Annotated in this window: 11 protein-coding genes; 2 read left to right on the forward strand and 9 right to left on the reverse strand. The window is 69.5% G+C overall.

Annotation, left to right across the window (positions count from 1 at the left end; translation table 11 throughout):
- Nucleotides 1-6: 6 nt before the first annotated feature.
- From FHR96_RS02035 to FHR96_RS02055, 5 genes are all read right to left on the reverse strand, one after another.
- A complete protein-coding gene (locus FHR96_RS02035; RefSeq protein WP_183385966.1) occupies nt 7-1314 on the reverse strand; it encodes an ATP-grasp domain-containing protein in 1308 nt (435 codons plus the stop codon).
- Between the two features lie 218 nt (nt 1315-1532).
- Entirely contained in the window at nt 1533-3023 is a 1491-nt protein-coding gene (locus FHR96_RS02040; RefSeq protein ID WP_183385967.1) for a PAS domain S-box protein, read from the reverse strand.
- Between the two features lie 230 nt (nt 3024-3253).
- Nucleotides 3254-4435 (reverse strand): toxic anion resistance protein, encoded by a 1182-nt coding sequence (locus FHR96_RS02045; RefSeq protein ID WP_183385968.1) that lies wholly within the window; start codon nt 4433-4435, stop codon nt 3254-3256.
- 137 nt (nt 4436-4572) lie between these two features.
- Nucleotides 4573-5508 (reverse strand): cobyrinic acid a,c-diamide synthase, encoded by a 936-nt coding sequence (locus FHR96_RS02050; protein ID WP_183385969.1) that lies wholly within the window; start codon nt 5506-5508, stop codon nt 4573-4575.
- A 156-nt stretch (nt 5509-5664) separates the two neighbouring features.
- A complete protein-coding gene (locus tag FHR96_RS02055; RefSeq protein ID WP_183385970.1) occupies nt 5665-6762 on the reverse strand; it encodes a PDC sensor domain-containing protein in 1098 nt (365 codons plus the stop codon).
- Between the two features lie 98 nt (nt 6763-6860).
- On the opposite strand from FHR96_RS02055, the gene FHR96_RS02060 reads away from it, so the two are divergent.
- Nucleotides 6861-7712 carry a helix-turn-helix transcriptional regulator gene (locus FHR96_RS02060; protein ID WP_221195655.1) on the forward strand — a complete coding sequence of 284 codons (852 nt, stop codon included), beginning with the start codon at nt 6861-6863 and terminating at the stop codon, nt 7710-7712.
- Between the two features lie 96 nt (nt 7713-7808).
- Nucleotides 7809-8531, forward strand: a complete 723-nt coding sequence (msrA, locus tag FHR96_RS02065) for a peptide-methionine (S)-S-oxide reductase MsrA (protein ID WP_183385971.1) — start codon at nt 7809-7811, stop codon at nt 8529-8531.
- Between the two features lie 75 nt (nt 8532-8606).
- Here msrA and FHR96_RS02070 read toward each other — a convergent pair whose 3' ends face one another.
- The 4 genes from FHR96_RS02070 to FHR96_RS02085 form a co-directional block, all read right to left on the reverse strand.
- Nucleotides 8607-9830: an MFS transporter gene (locus FHR96_RS02070; protein ID WP_183385972.1), complete on the reverse strand. Its 1224-nt coding sequence runs from the start codon at nt 9828-9830 to the stop codon at nt 8607-8609.
- A gap of 164 nt (nt 9831-9994) precedes the next feature.
- On the reverse strand, nt 9995-11113 hold the full coding sequence (gene aguA, locus FHR96_RS02075) for an agmatine deiminase (protein WP_183385973.1): 1119 nt from the start codon (nt 11111-11113) through the stop codon (nt 9995-9997).
- Nucleotides 11114-11183: 70 nt separating this feature from the next.
- Nucleotides 11184-12095, reverse strand: a complete 912-nt coding sequence (locus FHR96_RS02080) for a LysR substrate-binding domain-containing protein (RefSeq protein WP_183385974.1) — start codon at nt 12093-12095, stop codon at nt 11184-11186.
- Nucleotides 12096-12291: 196 nt separating this feature from the next.
- Entirely contained in the window at nt 12292-14187 is a 1896-nt protein-coding gene (locus FHR96_RS02085) for an amidohydrolase (protein WP_183385975.1), read from the reverse strand.
- Nucleotides 14188-14208: the final 21 nt, after the last annotated feature.

The following is a 14208-nucleotide window of genomic DNA, read 5'->3' on the forward strand; positions in this document are numbered from 1 at the left end:
CCTCGTTCAGCCCTCGATATCGTCGAATTCGAACGTCAGCCGGGCCGCCAGGCGCTCGTAGTCCTCGAGCAGGCGTTCCGCGCTGTCGGCCCCCATCCAGATGTAGGCCAACGCATAGCTGTAGCTGTCCTGCTCGGGGAGGGTCGACAGCCGCTGGCCCGTCGCCACCTGCAGGGCAATCACGCTGCCCGGGAAGTCCGCCTCCAGCTCGGCGATCTCCTCGTCGCTCGGCACCCGGGCGGCCACGGCGTCGACGAAGAACACCCGGTAGAAGAACTTGGCCGCCACCGCGTAGTCGCCCTGGCGATGGGGCATGTCGGGGCGTCGACCGAGCGCCAGGTCGATGGTGACCTGCTGGTTGCTGACTCCATCGACCTTCTCGAACAGGTCACAGTGGGACTGGGAAATCCGGGTGTTGATCTCCAGCAGCCAGATGCGATCCTGCACCTCGTCCCAGAAGTACTCGATGTTGAAGGCCGAGTTGTCGAAGCCGATGTGGCGCATCACCGTGTCGGTGAGTTCGCGCATCTTGGCCTGGACGGGATCCGGCAGCCCCGAGGGGTAGCGGTAGTGAAAGAAGCTCAACACCTGAGGGTAGCGCAGCGAGTCGACGATGCCGTAGCTGACCACCTCGCCGTCGAAGACATAGCCCTCCACGGTGCACTGCCAGCCGCCGATGATCTCCTCGGCCATGCAGAAATGGCCGTCCACCGCGGCGATCTCGTCCGGCAACCTGGCCTGTTCAAGCACGGTGTTGAAGGGATCGGCGATCAGGCCGATCTCGCCTCGCAGCCGCTCGATGGCGTGGTAGAAGTCTTCCGGCGTGTCGATGCGAAAACCCAGCCGCGAGCCGGAGGACTTGATCGGCTTGACGAAGAACGGGAAGTAGAGCCCGGCCTCGCCGATGCGGGTCAGCGCATCGTCATCGAAGGGATCGAAGGCCGTGAAGCCGGGGATGTACTCGGGAATGACCTCCTTCTGTACCCGACGGCTCCAGTACTTGTGCTCGCACTTGAGCAGGCTCGCAAGCGTCGGCGACCGGGTGCCGAAACGCTCGCAAAGGATCGGCAGCATGGTCGAGACGGGAAAGTCCATGTAACCGACGATGGCATCCACGTTGCCGTCGAAAGCCTCCAACTGCGCGGTAGCCTCCTCGAGCATGGCGGCAATGTCGAAGACCTCGGTGTCGTAGACGGCCGCCGGGTCGATGACGCCATGAAAGCGGCAGCCATCGGCACCCCTCAGGTTTTCGAGTCGCTCCCGGTTGAAATCGTTGAGCCCCACCACGAAGACATTGCGCACGTCATCGCTCATGATCGCCCCTTGCGGCCAGCCGGCCGCGTCATCGAGGCATCTCGGGCGCCCCCCGGTTGCCTCCTCGGCGACAGCGCTGCCGCCTCCTTGGCAGCATAGTCCAGTCGGGGCGAGCCGGATCGGCGTCCCCGCATGAGGGACGCCTCGCCGCCTTCAGGACTGGGCCGGTCAGCAAGGATTCGGCATCGACCCGTGCCGAATCCGGCAGGCTGCCGGGGTCACTGGCCTCGGGCGGTATCCTCGATGGCCTGGAGGGCGTCCTGCAGCTCCTGGAACAGCGTCTGGGAGTGCTGGACCACCTCGCCGATGTCCTTGGCCGACGCCGAGGCGCGCTCGGCCAGCGCCCTCACTTCTTCGGCCACCACCGAGAAGCTTCGCCCCGCCTCGCCGGCTCGCGCCGCCTCGATGGAGGCATTGAGCGACAGCAGGTTGGTGCGCATGGCGATCGCCTCGATGTCCTCGGCGAAGCGGGTGACCCGCTGGTTGGCGGTGGCGAATTCCTCGGTGCGCCTGGCCATGTTGTCGCGATGGGCGACATCCTCGGTGGCATCGCGCAGGAAGGCGGTGTAGACGATGGCATCGTCGATGCGAATCCGCGCCAGCGACAGGCTGGCCCATCCCGAGGTGCCGTCCTTGCGTACCACCTCGACCTCGCGGGTCTTGCCGACCAGGCGATCCTCGCCGGTATCGCGATTGCGCTGCACATAGCCGTCGTGATGCCCGCGGATGGCATGGGGCACCAGCATCTTGACGTTCTCGCCCATCACCTCGTCACGCTGGTAGCCCCACAATCGCTCGGCGGCGGCGTTGAAGAAGGTCACCCGGTTATGTTCGTCGATGGTCACCACGGCATTGATGGCCTGTTCCAGGGTGCTCTCCATCAGGGTGCGGAACTGCCGCTGTTCGGTGATATCGCGCACGAAGGCCGTATAGCACTGGTGCCCGTCGACCACGAAACGCGACAGCGCCAGGTTGACCCAGCGTACCTCGCCGTCGGCGCGCTCCAGCTGGACGTCGCGGCTGGTGCCGACGATGCGGTCATCGCCGTGGCGCCGATGGCGGTCGACGAAGCCGTCATGCCGGTCGCGGATCGCGCCGGGTACCAGGCGATTGACGTTCTCGCCCAGCACTTCGTCGCGGCGGCGACCCCATAGCCGTTCGGCGGCGGCATTGAAGAAGGTCACCCGGTTGTGCTCGTCGATGCTGACCACGGCGTCCAGGCACTGTTCCAGCGCCTGGCGAGGCCCCTGCTCCGCCTCACGAGCGGCACCGACGTCTCGCACCACGGCGACATACCCCTCGCCGCCGTCGAGCATCACACGCGACAGGGCGATGCTCACCCGGCGCCGGCCGCCATCGGCTCTCTCCAGCCGCACCTCGCGATGCCGCCCCACCTGAACGTCATGGCCGGTCGTTCGGCTGGCCTGAAGATGATCCTGGTGTTCTTCGCGAAGCAGTTCGGGCACCAGCCGATCCACCGGCTGGCCGAGTACCGCGGCCCGGGACAGCCCCCAGAGGCGTTCCGCCGCCGCGTTGAAGCGAATCACCCGGTCCTCGGCGTCGATCACCACCATGCCGTCCACGGCCGACTCCAGGACCGCCTCGGCAAGCCCCTCGCCAGCCCCGCTGTCCAGTACCGCCGCCCCTGTTCCCTTGTCCACTTCCCGATGCTGCACGGGCTGCAGCCATTTCTTGTAGTTCAGTTGCATGAGAGCCCCCTGCGTCGTCCTGACGCGTTGTTATGTCATTCGACGTCGACCACGATCCGCCGGTCACATGACACTTCTGCCACTTTAGTCCCAGCGTTGGAGGTCCAACGTTTAATCGCGTCGCTAAAGTGCCATGAGGATCGGCCGAGGGGAGGGCAGGAAAACGTTGCCCCGGCATCGAGCGATACCGGGGCAGGAAGGAAGCGGCTCCGAGGCACGGCGACGATAGGCTAGCTCGAGGCGTCGTCCTTGCCTCCGGTCTCGCGGCCAAGGCGTTCGACGGCGCCATGCCCTTCTCGAGTCAGCGTCTCCAGGCGCTCGATCTGCTCGCCCAGCCGCGGCAGGGCCTCGCGGCGGTAGCTCGCCAGGTCGTCGACCGCCGCCATGACGTCGGCGAAGGCGCCCTCGAGGGCCTTCATGTCGAGGTTGGCCGAGGCGGCACGGGTCTGGATGTCGACGCCCTGCTGGCGCAGCGCCCGGGCGGTGCCGGCAATGGTCTCGCTGGTGGTGGCGTTGAGCGACTCGACCCGGTCCAGCACCAGCCGCTGGTTGGCCAGCGCCAGGGCCACGGTGGCGGCCACGCTCAGCGCCGACACCGTGACGTTGACCGCCCGGTCGACGCCGCGCATCAGCTCACGGTTGTTGCGGATGATCACTTCCAGGGCCAGCACGCCCTGCTGGCACACCGCCTGCTGCTGCTGGAGGTCGAGGATGCGCTGGCGCAGAGGGAACAGCAGCTCCTCGTCGACGAAGGCCCGCCGCGCATCGTCGGCGATGTCATCGCGAGCCGCCGCCAGGCGCTCGTCGATCAGCCGGCCCAGCGACACCTGGCGCTCGAGCTGATCGAGGATACCCCGCATGGCCTCCTGGTCGTCGGCGAGGGTCAGGTTGTCGCGTTCGAGCATGTCGCGACCGCCCTGGAGGTCGGCGATGATCGCTTCCAGCGCCTGCTGGGCGGTCTCGAAGCGCTGAAAGTAGCGCTGCAGGCGGCTGCTCGCGCCAGGCAGGAGGCGGCGCAGGCGGTCGAAGCGGCCGGGCTCCAGGCGATGATGGCGCGGATCCAGGGCATCCATGCGGCCGCGCAGCGCGACCAGCGCCTTGGCCACCGGCCCGCCCTCCTCGCCATGGCGGGCCAGCTGGCGCAGCGGCGTCTTGAGCATTTCGCTCTGTCGGGCGGCCTGCTGCTGGAGCTCGAGGCCCATCTCGTCCACCGCCCGGCGCTGGCGGGCGGCGGCCCCCTCGGCCTCGTCGCCCAGGGTCTGGGCCACGAAGGCCTCGGCCATGGAGGCAAGTTCCGGATCCGCCGCAGCACGCCCGGCCTCATCCGCCGCCGGTTGTTCCAGCTCCTCGGCAATGCGTTCCACGGGGGGCAGCGACAGCGGGCTGCCCGATGAACGAGGCGCGTCGGTCATGGCGTGGCTCTCCTTTTCTCTTTTCAAAAGCCGCCGGCGCTTTTCCAGAAGCCATCAGCGCTTTTCCAAAAGCCATCAGCGCTCTTCCAGAAGACATCGGCGCTGGCGATGGCGGCCGGGACCCGTCTCCCTGCAGTCTATCGCGTCTCGCGGCCATAGCGCCCGGCGCCGTCGATGAAACGGCGCAGCTCCTCGCAGGCCTGATCGGCGCCGATCCGGGCCTGCGGGCGATCGGTGACGATCCGCGACAGCGCCACGCTGGTGTCGTCGAGCGCGGTCAGCGCCGCCTCGTTGCGGGCGGCGAGCCGGCGCAGCGAGCGTTCGGTGTCCTCGATCAGCGCCAGCCGGCGACGCAGGGCACTGGTCTCGTTGGCCGACAGCTGGTCGGCCTCCTGGCCGAGGCGACGGCGGATGAAGTCGATGTCGAGGCCGGCCACCCCGCGGGCCTGGGAGGCCATGGCGGTGAAGTTGTCCACCGCGCCCAGGCACACTTCGACCACCAGCGAGCGGGCCCGCTCATGGGCCAGCTCGCCGGCCGTGAAGCGCGAGGCCATCACCTCCAGCACATGTCGGTAGCGGCTGTAGAGGCGATCGACCTGGGCGGCATGATCGGCACGACTGGCCTCCAGCAGGGCCTTCTTGGCACGGCAAAGCGCCTGGACCACCTCGTCGGCATCGTTCGGCGGATGCGCGGGATCGAGCTCGCTGACCCCGGCCTCGCGGGCGTCCTCATGGCGTCGACGGTCCGCCTCGGCGCGCAGCATCTCCTCGAGCCGGCGCTTGTGACGGCGCGCCCGAAAACGCCGCCAGCGGCGTTCCAGCGGCAATTCCACGGCGATGGCGACCAGCCCGGCCAGCCACCCGCCGAGGCTGGGGTCGAAGCCACCCCACAGCGAGGTCAGCCACATCAGCAGGCTGACGAAGGGCACCAGGAAGACGTAGCGAACCACCACCTGGAAGCGGGTGGGGTGCTCGTTGGCCAGCGCCAGTCGCGGACTGGCCAAGCCGGCCAGGCACCACGGCAGGCAGGTCAGGAACAGGCCGTAGGCGGCTCCCTGAAGGAATCCCAGCATGGCGTCGTCGTGGCCTCCCTTCGAACGATCGCATCGGTGACGGCCTCATGATGAGGCCAGCGAGGCCATCCCGCCACCCCGACCCGCGCTTCACGACTCACGACTCACCACTCATCACTCATCACTCACCACTCACCACTCACCACTCACGCACCATCATGATGCAACCGCCGCCAGATCGCGCACCGCTGAGGCGCGTTTCCCATCGGCCCGGTCATGGCGCGGCTCGGCCTCGCGGCGGTACTCGATGACCCCGTACCAGCCCAGCCCCTCGTAGGTCTCGTAGCCCGGCGTCTCGGCGAAGGCGACCAGGCGCCCGGCCTCGAGGTCATAGCCCCGCCCCCGTCCCTCGGGCGCGAACTCGTAGGTCTCGCCCAGCGCCGCCTCGTCGCGGGAGTCGGCGATGATGCCGTGGCGGGCGTCGACCAGCATCACCCGACAGCGTTCACGCTCTTCCTCCGACAGCCCCACGCCCTGCACCACGTCCATGGACTGGGGCGCCCAGTCGAAGAAGATGCCCAGCACGCCGATCACCGCGCCGTCCTCGCGTCCGCCCTCGCGGATGGCGGTGGCATAGGTGGCGACCGCGGCGTCCTCCAGGGACCGATTGCGTTCGATGTCGGCGACGATGAAGTCGTCTCCCGAGCGGGTGTGCAGCGCGCGGCGGAACCAGTCGTCGCGGGAGACGTCGGCGCCGATGGCCTCGGGGTAGCGACCGGGGCGACCGGTCGAGATCACCCGCCCGTCACGGTCGGCGATCCACAGGTCCAGGTAGACGGTGTAGGAGCGCAGGATGGTGGCCAGTCGGTCGCTGGCATGGGCCTGGCGCGCCGCATCGTCGGGCGCCTCGGCCGCCTCGACCACGGCGCTGTCGGTGGCCCACCAGCGCACGTCGCAGGAGCGCTCGAAGAGATTGCGGTCGATGATCTCCACCGCGTTCAGGGCCAGGTCGGTCAGGCGCTGGCCGCGGAAGTCGTCGACCATGGCCGTGCCCGCTTCCTCAAGCTCGGCGGTCTGGCGCGCCACCTCGTCGCGGAAGGTCCGGGCGATGCGCTGGATGTCGCTGGACACCTCGCCCATCTGCTCGGCGACCACGCCAAAGGCGGCCCCCGCGGCGCCGGCCCGCGCCGCCTCGATGCGCGCGTTGAGCGCCAGGATCTCGGTCTGGCGGGTGATGCTCTCGATGCGTCCGATCTTGTCGCGGGTCGCGTCGGACATGCCGTAGGCCAGGTCGAGGATGCGGTTCTCTTGCATGGACAGACTCCTTGGTGGCGATGGACCTCGCGGGACTTCAGTCATTGCTGATGCAATAAGCGGGCCTACCCCGTGGTATGCTCGACCCGCCGAGGAACATGACACGCCTTCAGGACCGCCCCATCGTGATCTCCGCCGACACTCTCGCCACCGCCGCCAGCCTGGCGTGGCACCAGCGCCTGGCCCAGCTGATCCGCAGCGCCGGCAGCACCGCCTTTCCGGCCATGCTGGAGCGGACCCTGCACGAACTGACCGGGTTCGACACCATCCTGATCAACACCTACAAGGGCAGCCATCGGCCGCTGCTGATTCACGACAACTATCCGCCGGGGCGTCGCGAGCAGGGCATCGAGCGCTACCTGAGCCAGGCCTACCTGCTCGACCCCTTCTTCAAGGCCGTCCACGACGGCCTCGACACCAGCGCCTATCGGCTGCGCGAGCTGGCCCCGGACCGCTTCGAGAGCAGCGAGTACTACCACCACTACTACCGCGCGCTCGGCCTGTCCGACGAAATCGGGCTGTTCGCCCGGGTCGACGCCGACGTGGTGATGGTGGTGTCGCTGGGCTTTCGCGGCGACGGCCCTCGGGTGACGCGTCGCGACATGCTGGCGCTGCGCCATATCGCCCCGGTGGTGGATGCGCTGCTCGGCGAGTACTGGAAGTGGCAGGGGCACGGCTTCCAGGCCAGCCTCGAGGAGCGCGAGCCGGTGGAGGCGGCCTTCGACAGCTTCGGCCAGGAGGCCCTGACCCAGCGCGAGCGTGAGATCGTCCGGCTGCTGCTGGCCGGCCACTCCACCAAGTCGGCGGCCCGCGAGCTCGACATCAGCGACGGCACCGTCAAGGTGCACCGCAAGCACATCTACCAGCGCCTCGAGGTCTCCAGCCAATCGCAGCTGTTCCGGCTGTTCCTCGACCACGTGGCGCTGGTCTCCCGCCAGCAGGGCGGCTGACAAGACGGGATCGCGGGCATCGTGACCGAATCGTGATGATTCGCCCGGCGCCGGACGCCTAGCGTGGGGCATGGTTTCCCACGCAGGAGTCTCGCCATGCCTACTTCGTCCTTGTCCCTGCCCCGCCCCGTCCTCGTCGGCCTGGGCGCCGCCCTGGCGCTGTGTGCCGCCCTTGCCGCGCCACCTTCCGGCCTTGCCGCCGAACCTGCCGTCGCCCTGCCGCCACCCGCCGACGGCGGCCCAACGCCAGAGGGCAGCGGACTTGAGACCGCGGTGCTCGCCGGCGGCTGTTTCTGGGGCGTCGAGGCGGTGTTCGAACACCTCGACGGCGTGAACGACGTGGTCTCCGGCTACAGCGGCGGCCGCGCGGCCGGCGCCGACTACCGCAGCGTCAGCGCCGGTCGCACTCGCCACGCCGAGTCGGTACGCATCACCTATGATCCGCAGCGGATCTCCTATGCCCGGCTGCTGCAGGTGTTCTTCTCGGTGGCCCACGACCCGACCCAGCTGAACCGCCAGGGGCCAGACACCGGCCCGCAGTATCGCTCGTCGATCTTCTACGCCGACGCGGCCCAGCGGCGCGTCGCCGAGGCCTACATCGACCAGCTCGAGGACGCCGGCGCCTTCGACCGGCAGATCGTCACCCGCGTCGAGGCGCTGGACGGCTTCTACCCGGCCGAGGCCTACCATCAGGATTTCGCCCGCCGCCATCCCCAGCATCCCTACATCGTGATCCACGACCAGCCCAAGGTGGCCAACCTCGAGCGCCTGTTCCCCGGCATCTACCGGGACGACCCGGCAAGCGTCGCGACGCCCTGAGCCGGACGCAAGACGCCCCGTGGCCAGTGCAGGAACCTGGCCCCGGGGCGTTCGCGCCATGGGCGACGGCGGCGACTACTCGGCGTCGGCCATCTCGGGGACCAGCCGGCGCAGGCGGGCATAGACGAAGGCGTAGAGGCACAGCGCTGCCAGCGACCCGGCCGCGCCGAGCATCATCACCGCGCCGTAGCCCAGCTCGCGGGCCAGCAGGAAGCCGGCGATCGCCGGGGCGGCGGTCTGGGCCAGCCCCTGGGCGGCCGGCACCAGCGCCGCGTAGCGGCCCGAGGCGTCGATATGGCTCAGGGTGCCGAGCTGGAAGATGTCGGTGAACAGCCAGGCGATGCAGAAGCCGAAGGTGCCGATGACGAAGGTGGTCGCCGATATCTCCACGGCCAGCAGCAGAAGCACCCCGGCCATCCCCACCAGCGCGGCCATCAGCACCCGCGACTGGCCGGCACGACGGCTCAGCCACACCGCCGCGACGCAGCCGGCCAGGGTGAAGACGTTGCCCAGGGTCAGCACGTTGGCGATGAAGGCGTCGCCCAGCCCGGCATCGACCCCGGCGCGCTCGATGAAGGCCCAGAACGAACCGATGGTGATGTAGAAGCACGAGACCGCCAGCAGGCAGCACCACGGCAGCAGGCGGGGCAGCCGCGGGGCGGTGTCCGCTTGGCGCTCGCCGGGTACTTTCTCCGCGTCGGCCGGGGTGTGCGGATAGAGGAAGGGAATCACCGCCAGGCAAAGCGCGAAGGCCACGCAGAACGCCAGGAAGATGCCGTCGATCCCCCAGGCCCCGGTCAGGTAGGGAATGGTGTAGAGCTCGATGGCGTTGATGGCCACCAGGCCGAACATCATGATGCTGAAGTTGCGCCCGGTCTTGTGGGTGATGGCCAGGCAGGCGATGCCGGTGGAGTAGCAGATGCCGCCGCCGAAGCCGGCCAGAAGGCGCGCCGCCACCAGCGGCCCGACATCGTGATACTGGGTCGACAGCAGGTTGCCGGCGATCGCCACCAGGATGCCGAACAGCGCCAGGTGGCGCCGGTTGAGGCGCGACACCAGGGCCGCGGTGGCCAGCGAGGCCAGGAACATGCCGCCCAGGTCCGCCGAGGCCAGCCAGCCCACCTGCTGCTCGTCGAAGTGCAGGAAGTCGGCCCATGCACCGACCATCAGCGGCATGCCCATGACCACGGCATTGCCGACGAAGCTGATCGCCACGGCGGCGGCGATCGCCAGCGGATGGTCGACGCCGATGCGGGGCAGTCCCCGGGCCTCGCCCGGGACGGTAGTGGATTGCGTCATCGTGGATACCTCACTCGCTTGTTGGTTGTTGTCGAGTCGGTTCCGGCCGCAGGGGCCCCTGGCGCCCCGCACAGGCGGGGCACCGGCGGCCGCTGGGGCCGACTGTCGAGCTGGAGAGGAAAGGGCCAGGGCCGCCGCCGAGGGCAGCGGCCGGGCGCGCCGGGTCAGCCGCCGCTCGGCGTCGGGGCGGCGTACTGGGGCATGGTGATGCAGGCGACGTTGCCGCCGCCGAGCAGGATCTCGCGGGAGCCCTCGATGCCGACGATGCGGTGACGGGGGAACAGCTCGGCCAGGGTGGCCTGGGCGACGCGATCGTTGGGATCGCCGAACAGCGGCACCACGATCACCGAGTTGCCGGCGTAGTAGTTGATGTAGGAGGCGCAGATGCGGGTGCCAGCCTGGCGCGGGTGAGTGCCGTCGACCTGGTCCAGGCCTTCGGCCTCCTCGGCCGTCCACTCCAGGGCGCGCGGCTGGGGCATCTTGTGCACGGTGAGCTCACGGCCGCGGGCGTCGCGGGTGCTCTTCAGCACCTCGTAGGCCTCCTGGTAGATCTCCCACTGCGGGTCGTCGCGGTCGTCGGTCCACTGCAGCAGCACCTCGCCGGGGCGCACGAAGCAGGCCAGGTCGTCGATGTGGCCGTCGGTCTCGTCGAACTTGCAGCCCCGCGGCAGCCAGATGACCCGCTCGGCGCCGAGGTAGTCCTCGAGGTGTCGGGTCACCGCTTGCTTGCCCAGGTGGCCATTGCGGTTGCGGTTGAGCAGGCACTGCTCGGTGGTCAGCAGGGTGCCCTGGCCGTCGCACTGGATGCCGCCCATCTCGGCGATGAACGGCGCCCGGTAGCGGTCCAGGCCTTCGATCTCGAGCACCTTCCGGGCGATCTGGTCGTCCTTGTCCCAGGGGAAGTACAGCCCGCCGTCGAGCCCGCCGTAGGCGTTGAACTCGAGGTCCACGCCGCGCACCTCGCCGGTCGCGTCGTTGACCACGAAGGCCGGGCCGCTGTCGCGGAACCAGCTGTCGTTGCAGGTCATCTCCACCACCCGCACCGAGGGCGGCAGCAGGCGCCGTGCGTTGGCGAACTGGGCCGCGGAGGCACATACGGTGACCGGCTCGCTCTCGGCGATGGCGGCGGCGATCTCGGCCCACACCCGCTGCGCCGGCTTGCCGCCGTTGCGCCATACGTCCGGGCGCTCCGGCCAGCCCAGCCAGCAGCCGGCCTTGGGTTCGAACTCACCGGGCAGCCGGAAGCCATCGGCCTTGGGCAGGGAGGTCAGCAAGCGCGCCATGGAACACCTCTTTCTCGTTGTTGGGGTATTCCGATGCTAGGCCCGGCCTCTTGCGACGCACCAACGACGATTATTGCGCGACCCTTGAATGGAATTCAGGAGTCTCGAGACGCTCGACGCACCAGTCGATGAAATTTGCGACCGCCGACCGCTCGAGGCGCTGGCGGTCGCAGACCAGCGCGTACTGGCCGAGCGAGCCCACGCTCGCGGCAAAGGGCCGCACCAGCCGCCCCCGCGCCAGGTCTTCCGAGGCCGTCAGGGCATCGCCGAGCGCCACGCCCAGGCCGTTGGCGGCGGCTTCCAGGGCCAGGCCGGCGTGCTCGAAGTAGAGGTTGCGCCCGGCACGGGCGTCGCCGGCATGGGTGGCCAGCCAGGCGGCCCAGGTGCCGCCGTCCTGGTCATCGTGCAGCAACCGGCAGCGGGCCAGGTCCGCGGGGCGGGTCAGGCCGCCCGCGTTGAACAGTCCCGGACTGCACACCGGGAAGAAATGCAGCGCCGGCAGGGGGCGCACGAAGAGCTCGTGGGCATCCGCCGGCCCGGCGCCGTAGATGATCGCCAGGTCGAGGTCGGGATCGAGGCTCTGGACGTCGTAGGCCCGGGCGTGCAGGTGCAGATCGATATGCGGATACCGGCGGCAGAAATCGTCCAGGCGCCCGACCAGCCACTTCTGGGCCAGCTCGGCGGGCACGGCCACCTGCAGCGCGGCCTGGGTGTCCGGGGCGGCGATCGCCTCGCAGGCCTCGCCGACCCGCTCGAAGGCCTGCTGCAGGCTGTGCAGCAGGCGCCGGGCCTGGGGCGTGGGCTGCATGTGGCGACCCCGACGCACGAACAGCGTCGCCCCGAGCTGTTCCTCCAACTGGCGGACCTGGTGGCTGACGGCGCTGTCGGTGACGCACAGCTCCGCCGCCGCGCGGCCGAAGTGGGCATGGCGTGCGGCGCACTCGAAGGTGCGCAGCGCGGTCAACGAGGGTAGACGACGCATGGCGGGAGCCTCCTCGGGCGCTCTCTCGACGGGGCCGACAGGATACGCGATTCCCGCCCGCCGCACGTCGATCTGCGAAGAATCAAAAAAGCCGGCCCGAAGGCCGGCAAACGACGTGGAAAACGTTCCCCAATGGCACGTCGATGAAGCTCGAGGGCACCGCTGGCGGCGCCCCGACGGGCCGAGGTGTCAGCACCTAGGGCTGGAAGGCCTCGGCACGATGGACGACGTCGCCGCCGACCATGGTCATCAGCACTTGGGTCTCGGAGATGTCTTCGGCCGGGATCTCGAACAGGTTCCGGTCGAGGACCAGCAGGTCGGCGAGCTTGCCGACCACCAGCGAGCCGGTGACCTCGTCCTGATGCATGGCGTAGGCGGCATTCAGGGTGATGCCGCGGATCGCCGCCTCCAGCGACAGGGCCTGCTGCTCGGCGTTGAGGTCACCGGCGTAGGCCGGGAACTCCGGCCCCCAGTCGGCCTCGCGCAGCACCGCCGCCTCGAGGGCGAACCAGTGGTCGAGCGGGTCCACCGGGTAGTCGCTGCCGTAGGCGATCTTCGCCCCCGCCGCGGCGAGCTCGCCCTCCGGCTCGTAGCCGGCCCAGCGCTCGGCGCCGAGGTAGGGCTTCACCGCATCGGTGGAGTCCGGTGCTGGCTTGGCCCATTGGTAGGACATCACCGGCACCACCCCGAGCCCTGCGAAACGCTCGTGATCGGCGGCGTCGACCAGCTCGGCGTGGGACATCAGCGGTCGCGAGTCGCCGCCCCGGTCGTAGCCGCTGGCCTGCGGCGCGGTGGCGTCGGCCTCTCGCAGCATGGCAAAGGCATCCAGGGTGTTGCGCACCGCGCGGTCGCCGATGGCGTGAATCTGCGTCTGGTAGCCGCGCTCGGCAAACCGGGTGGCCATCTCGCCCAGGGTCTCGGCATCGATGTAGGCCTCGCCGCGGTTGTCGCCGGGCTGCCAGTCCGGCGCGGCCACGCTGCCGGCGTTGACACGGTAGGGCTCGAGCAGCGCCGCGGTCTGGGTCGGCGCCTGCAGGATGCCGTCGGCCATCACCTCGCCGACGCCGGCCACCGCGACTCCGGGCTCGGCCACCAGGCGCTCGCCCTGCTGCTCGCCGGGCCGCCAGGCGCGCACCTGCAGCGGCAGCTGCTCGGGACGCTCGAAGGCCTCGCGGATGACATCCAGCTCGTCGATGAAGGCCGCCAGGTCGTCGCCGGTCCTGGCGCCGGAGTCGATCAGGAAATGAGCCCGGGCGGTCAGGCCGTGAGCCTCGCGCAGCCTGGCGAAGGTCTCGACCGTGTCCCGCGATTCGCTCTGGGCCTGGAAGCTGGTGATGCCCTCCTCGGCCAGCACCGCCAGGCCGCGACGGGCCGCCTCCAGCGCATCCAGCGGCGGCCGCTCGGGCATCGCCTCGTCCACCAGGAACTGGGCGTCGTCGTAGAGCCAGCCGTTCGGCTGGCCCTGATCATCGTGCTTGATGACCCCGCCCTGGGGGTCAGGGGTGTCGGCGTCGATGCCGGCCAGCGCGAGGGCCCGGGAGTTGGCCAGGGCCGCATGGCCCCAGACGTCATGGACGATGATCGGCCGCTCGGTGTCGATGGCGTCCAGCACCGCCTTGTCGATCTCGGTGCCGCGGGGCTTGAGGAACTGCACGTACCAGTGCTCGACCGTCAGCCAGTCGTCGGGCTGCGCACCGAAAGCAGGGTCGGCGAGGCAGCCCTCGAGGTGCGCGGTGAACTCGTCGACGCTCAGCGGCCGGTAGTCGAGGTCGCACTGGGCACGGCCGGCGGTGATGCCGTGGATATGGGCATCCTGCAGCCCCGGAATCACCATCCTGCCGTCGAGGTCGATCACCCGGGTATCCGGGCCGACGTAGGCCTCCACGCCGGCCTCGTCGCCGACGTAGACGATCACCCCGTCGCGCACCGCCAGCGCCTCGGCGATGGGGTGCTCGGCATCGACGGTATAGAGGCTGCCGTCGCGCAGCACGGTATCGGCCGGCGTCGACGGCTCGGCGACGGCGCCGACGCTCAGGGTGGACAGCGCGCCGGCCAGCAGGACGCGATTCGGCGTCGAAGTCTTGATGGGCATTGTTGTTATCCTTCCGTTGGT

This window comes from Halomonas organivorans, assembly GCF_014192055.1.
Lineage (GTDB): Bacteria > Pseudomonadota > Gammaproteobacteria > Pseudomonadales > Halomonadaceae > Halomonas > Halomonas organivorans.

Bases quoted from the DNA above. Each gene is read 5' to 3' on its own strand.
- aguA (WP_183385973.1), bottom strand. From the start codon at position 11,113: ATGGCGCGCTTGCTGACCTCCCTGCCCAAGGCCGATGGCTTCCGGCTG.
- FHR96_RS02085 (WP_183385975.1), bottom strand. From the start codon at position 14,187: ATGCCCATCAAGACTTCGACGCCGAATCGCGTCCTGCTGGCCGGCGCG.
- msrA (WP_183385971.1), top strand. From the start codon at position 7,809: ATGCCTACTTCGTCCTTGTCCCTGCCCCGCCCCGTCCTCGTCGGCCTG.
- FHR96_RS02040 (WP_183385967.1), bottom strand. From the start codon at position 3,023: ATGCAACTGAACTACAAGAAATGGCTGCAGCCCGTGCAGCATCGGGAA.
- FHR96_RS02050 (WP_183385969.1), bottom strand. From the start codon at position 5,508: ATGCTGGGATTCCTTCAGGGAGCCGCCTACGGCCTGTTCCTGACCTGC.
- FHR96_RS02070 (WP_183385972.1), bottom strand. From the start codon at position 9,830: ATGACGCAATCCACTACCGTCCCGGGCGAGGCCCGGGGACTGCCCCGC.
- FHR96_RS02080 (WP_183385974.1), bottom strand. From the start codon at position 12,095: ATGCGTCGTCTACCCTCGTTGACCGCGCTGCGCACCTTCGAGTGCGCC.
- FHR96_RS02035 (WP_183385966.1), bottom strand. From the start codon at position 1,314: ATGAGCGATGACGTGCGCAATGTCTTCGTGGTGGGGCTCAACGATTTC.
- FHR96_RS02045 (WP_183385968.1), bottom strand. From the start codon at position 4,435: ATGACCGACGCGCCTCGTTCATCGGGCAGCCCGCTGTCGCTGCCCCCC.
- FHR96_RS02055 (WP_183385970.1), bottom strand. From the start codon at position 6,762: ATGCAAGAGAACCGCATCCTCGACCTGGCCTACGGCATGTCCGACGCG.
- FHR96_RS02060 (WP_221195655.1), top strand. From the start codon at position 6,861: ATGACACGCCTTCAGGACCGCCCCATCGTGATCTCCGCCGACACTCTC.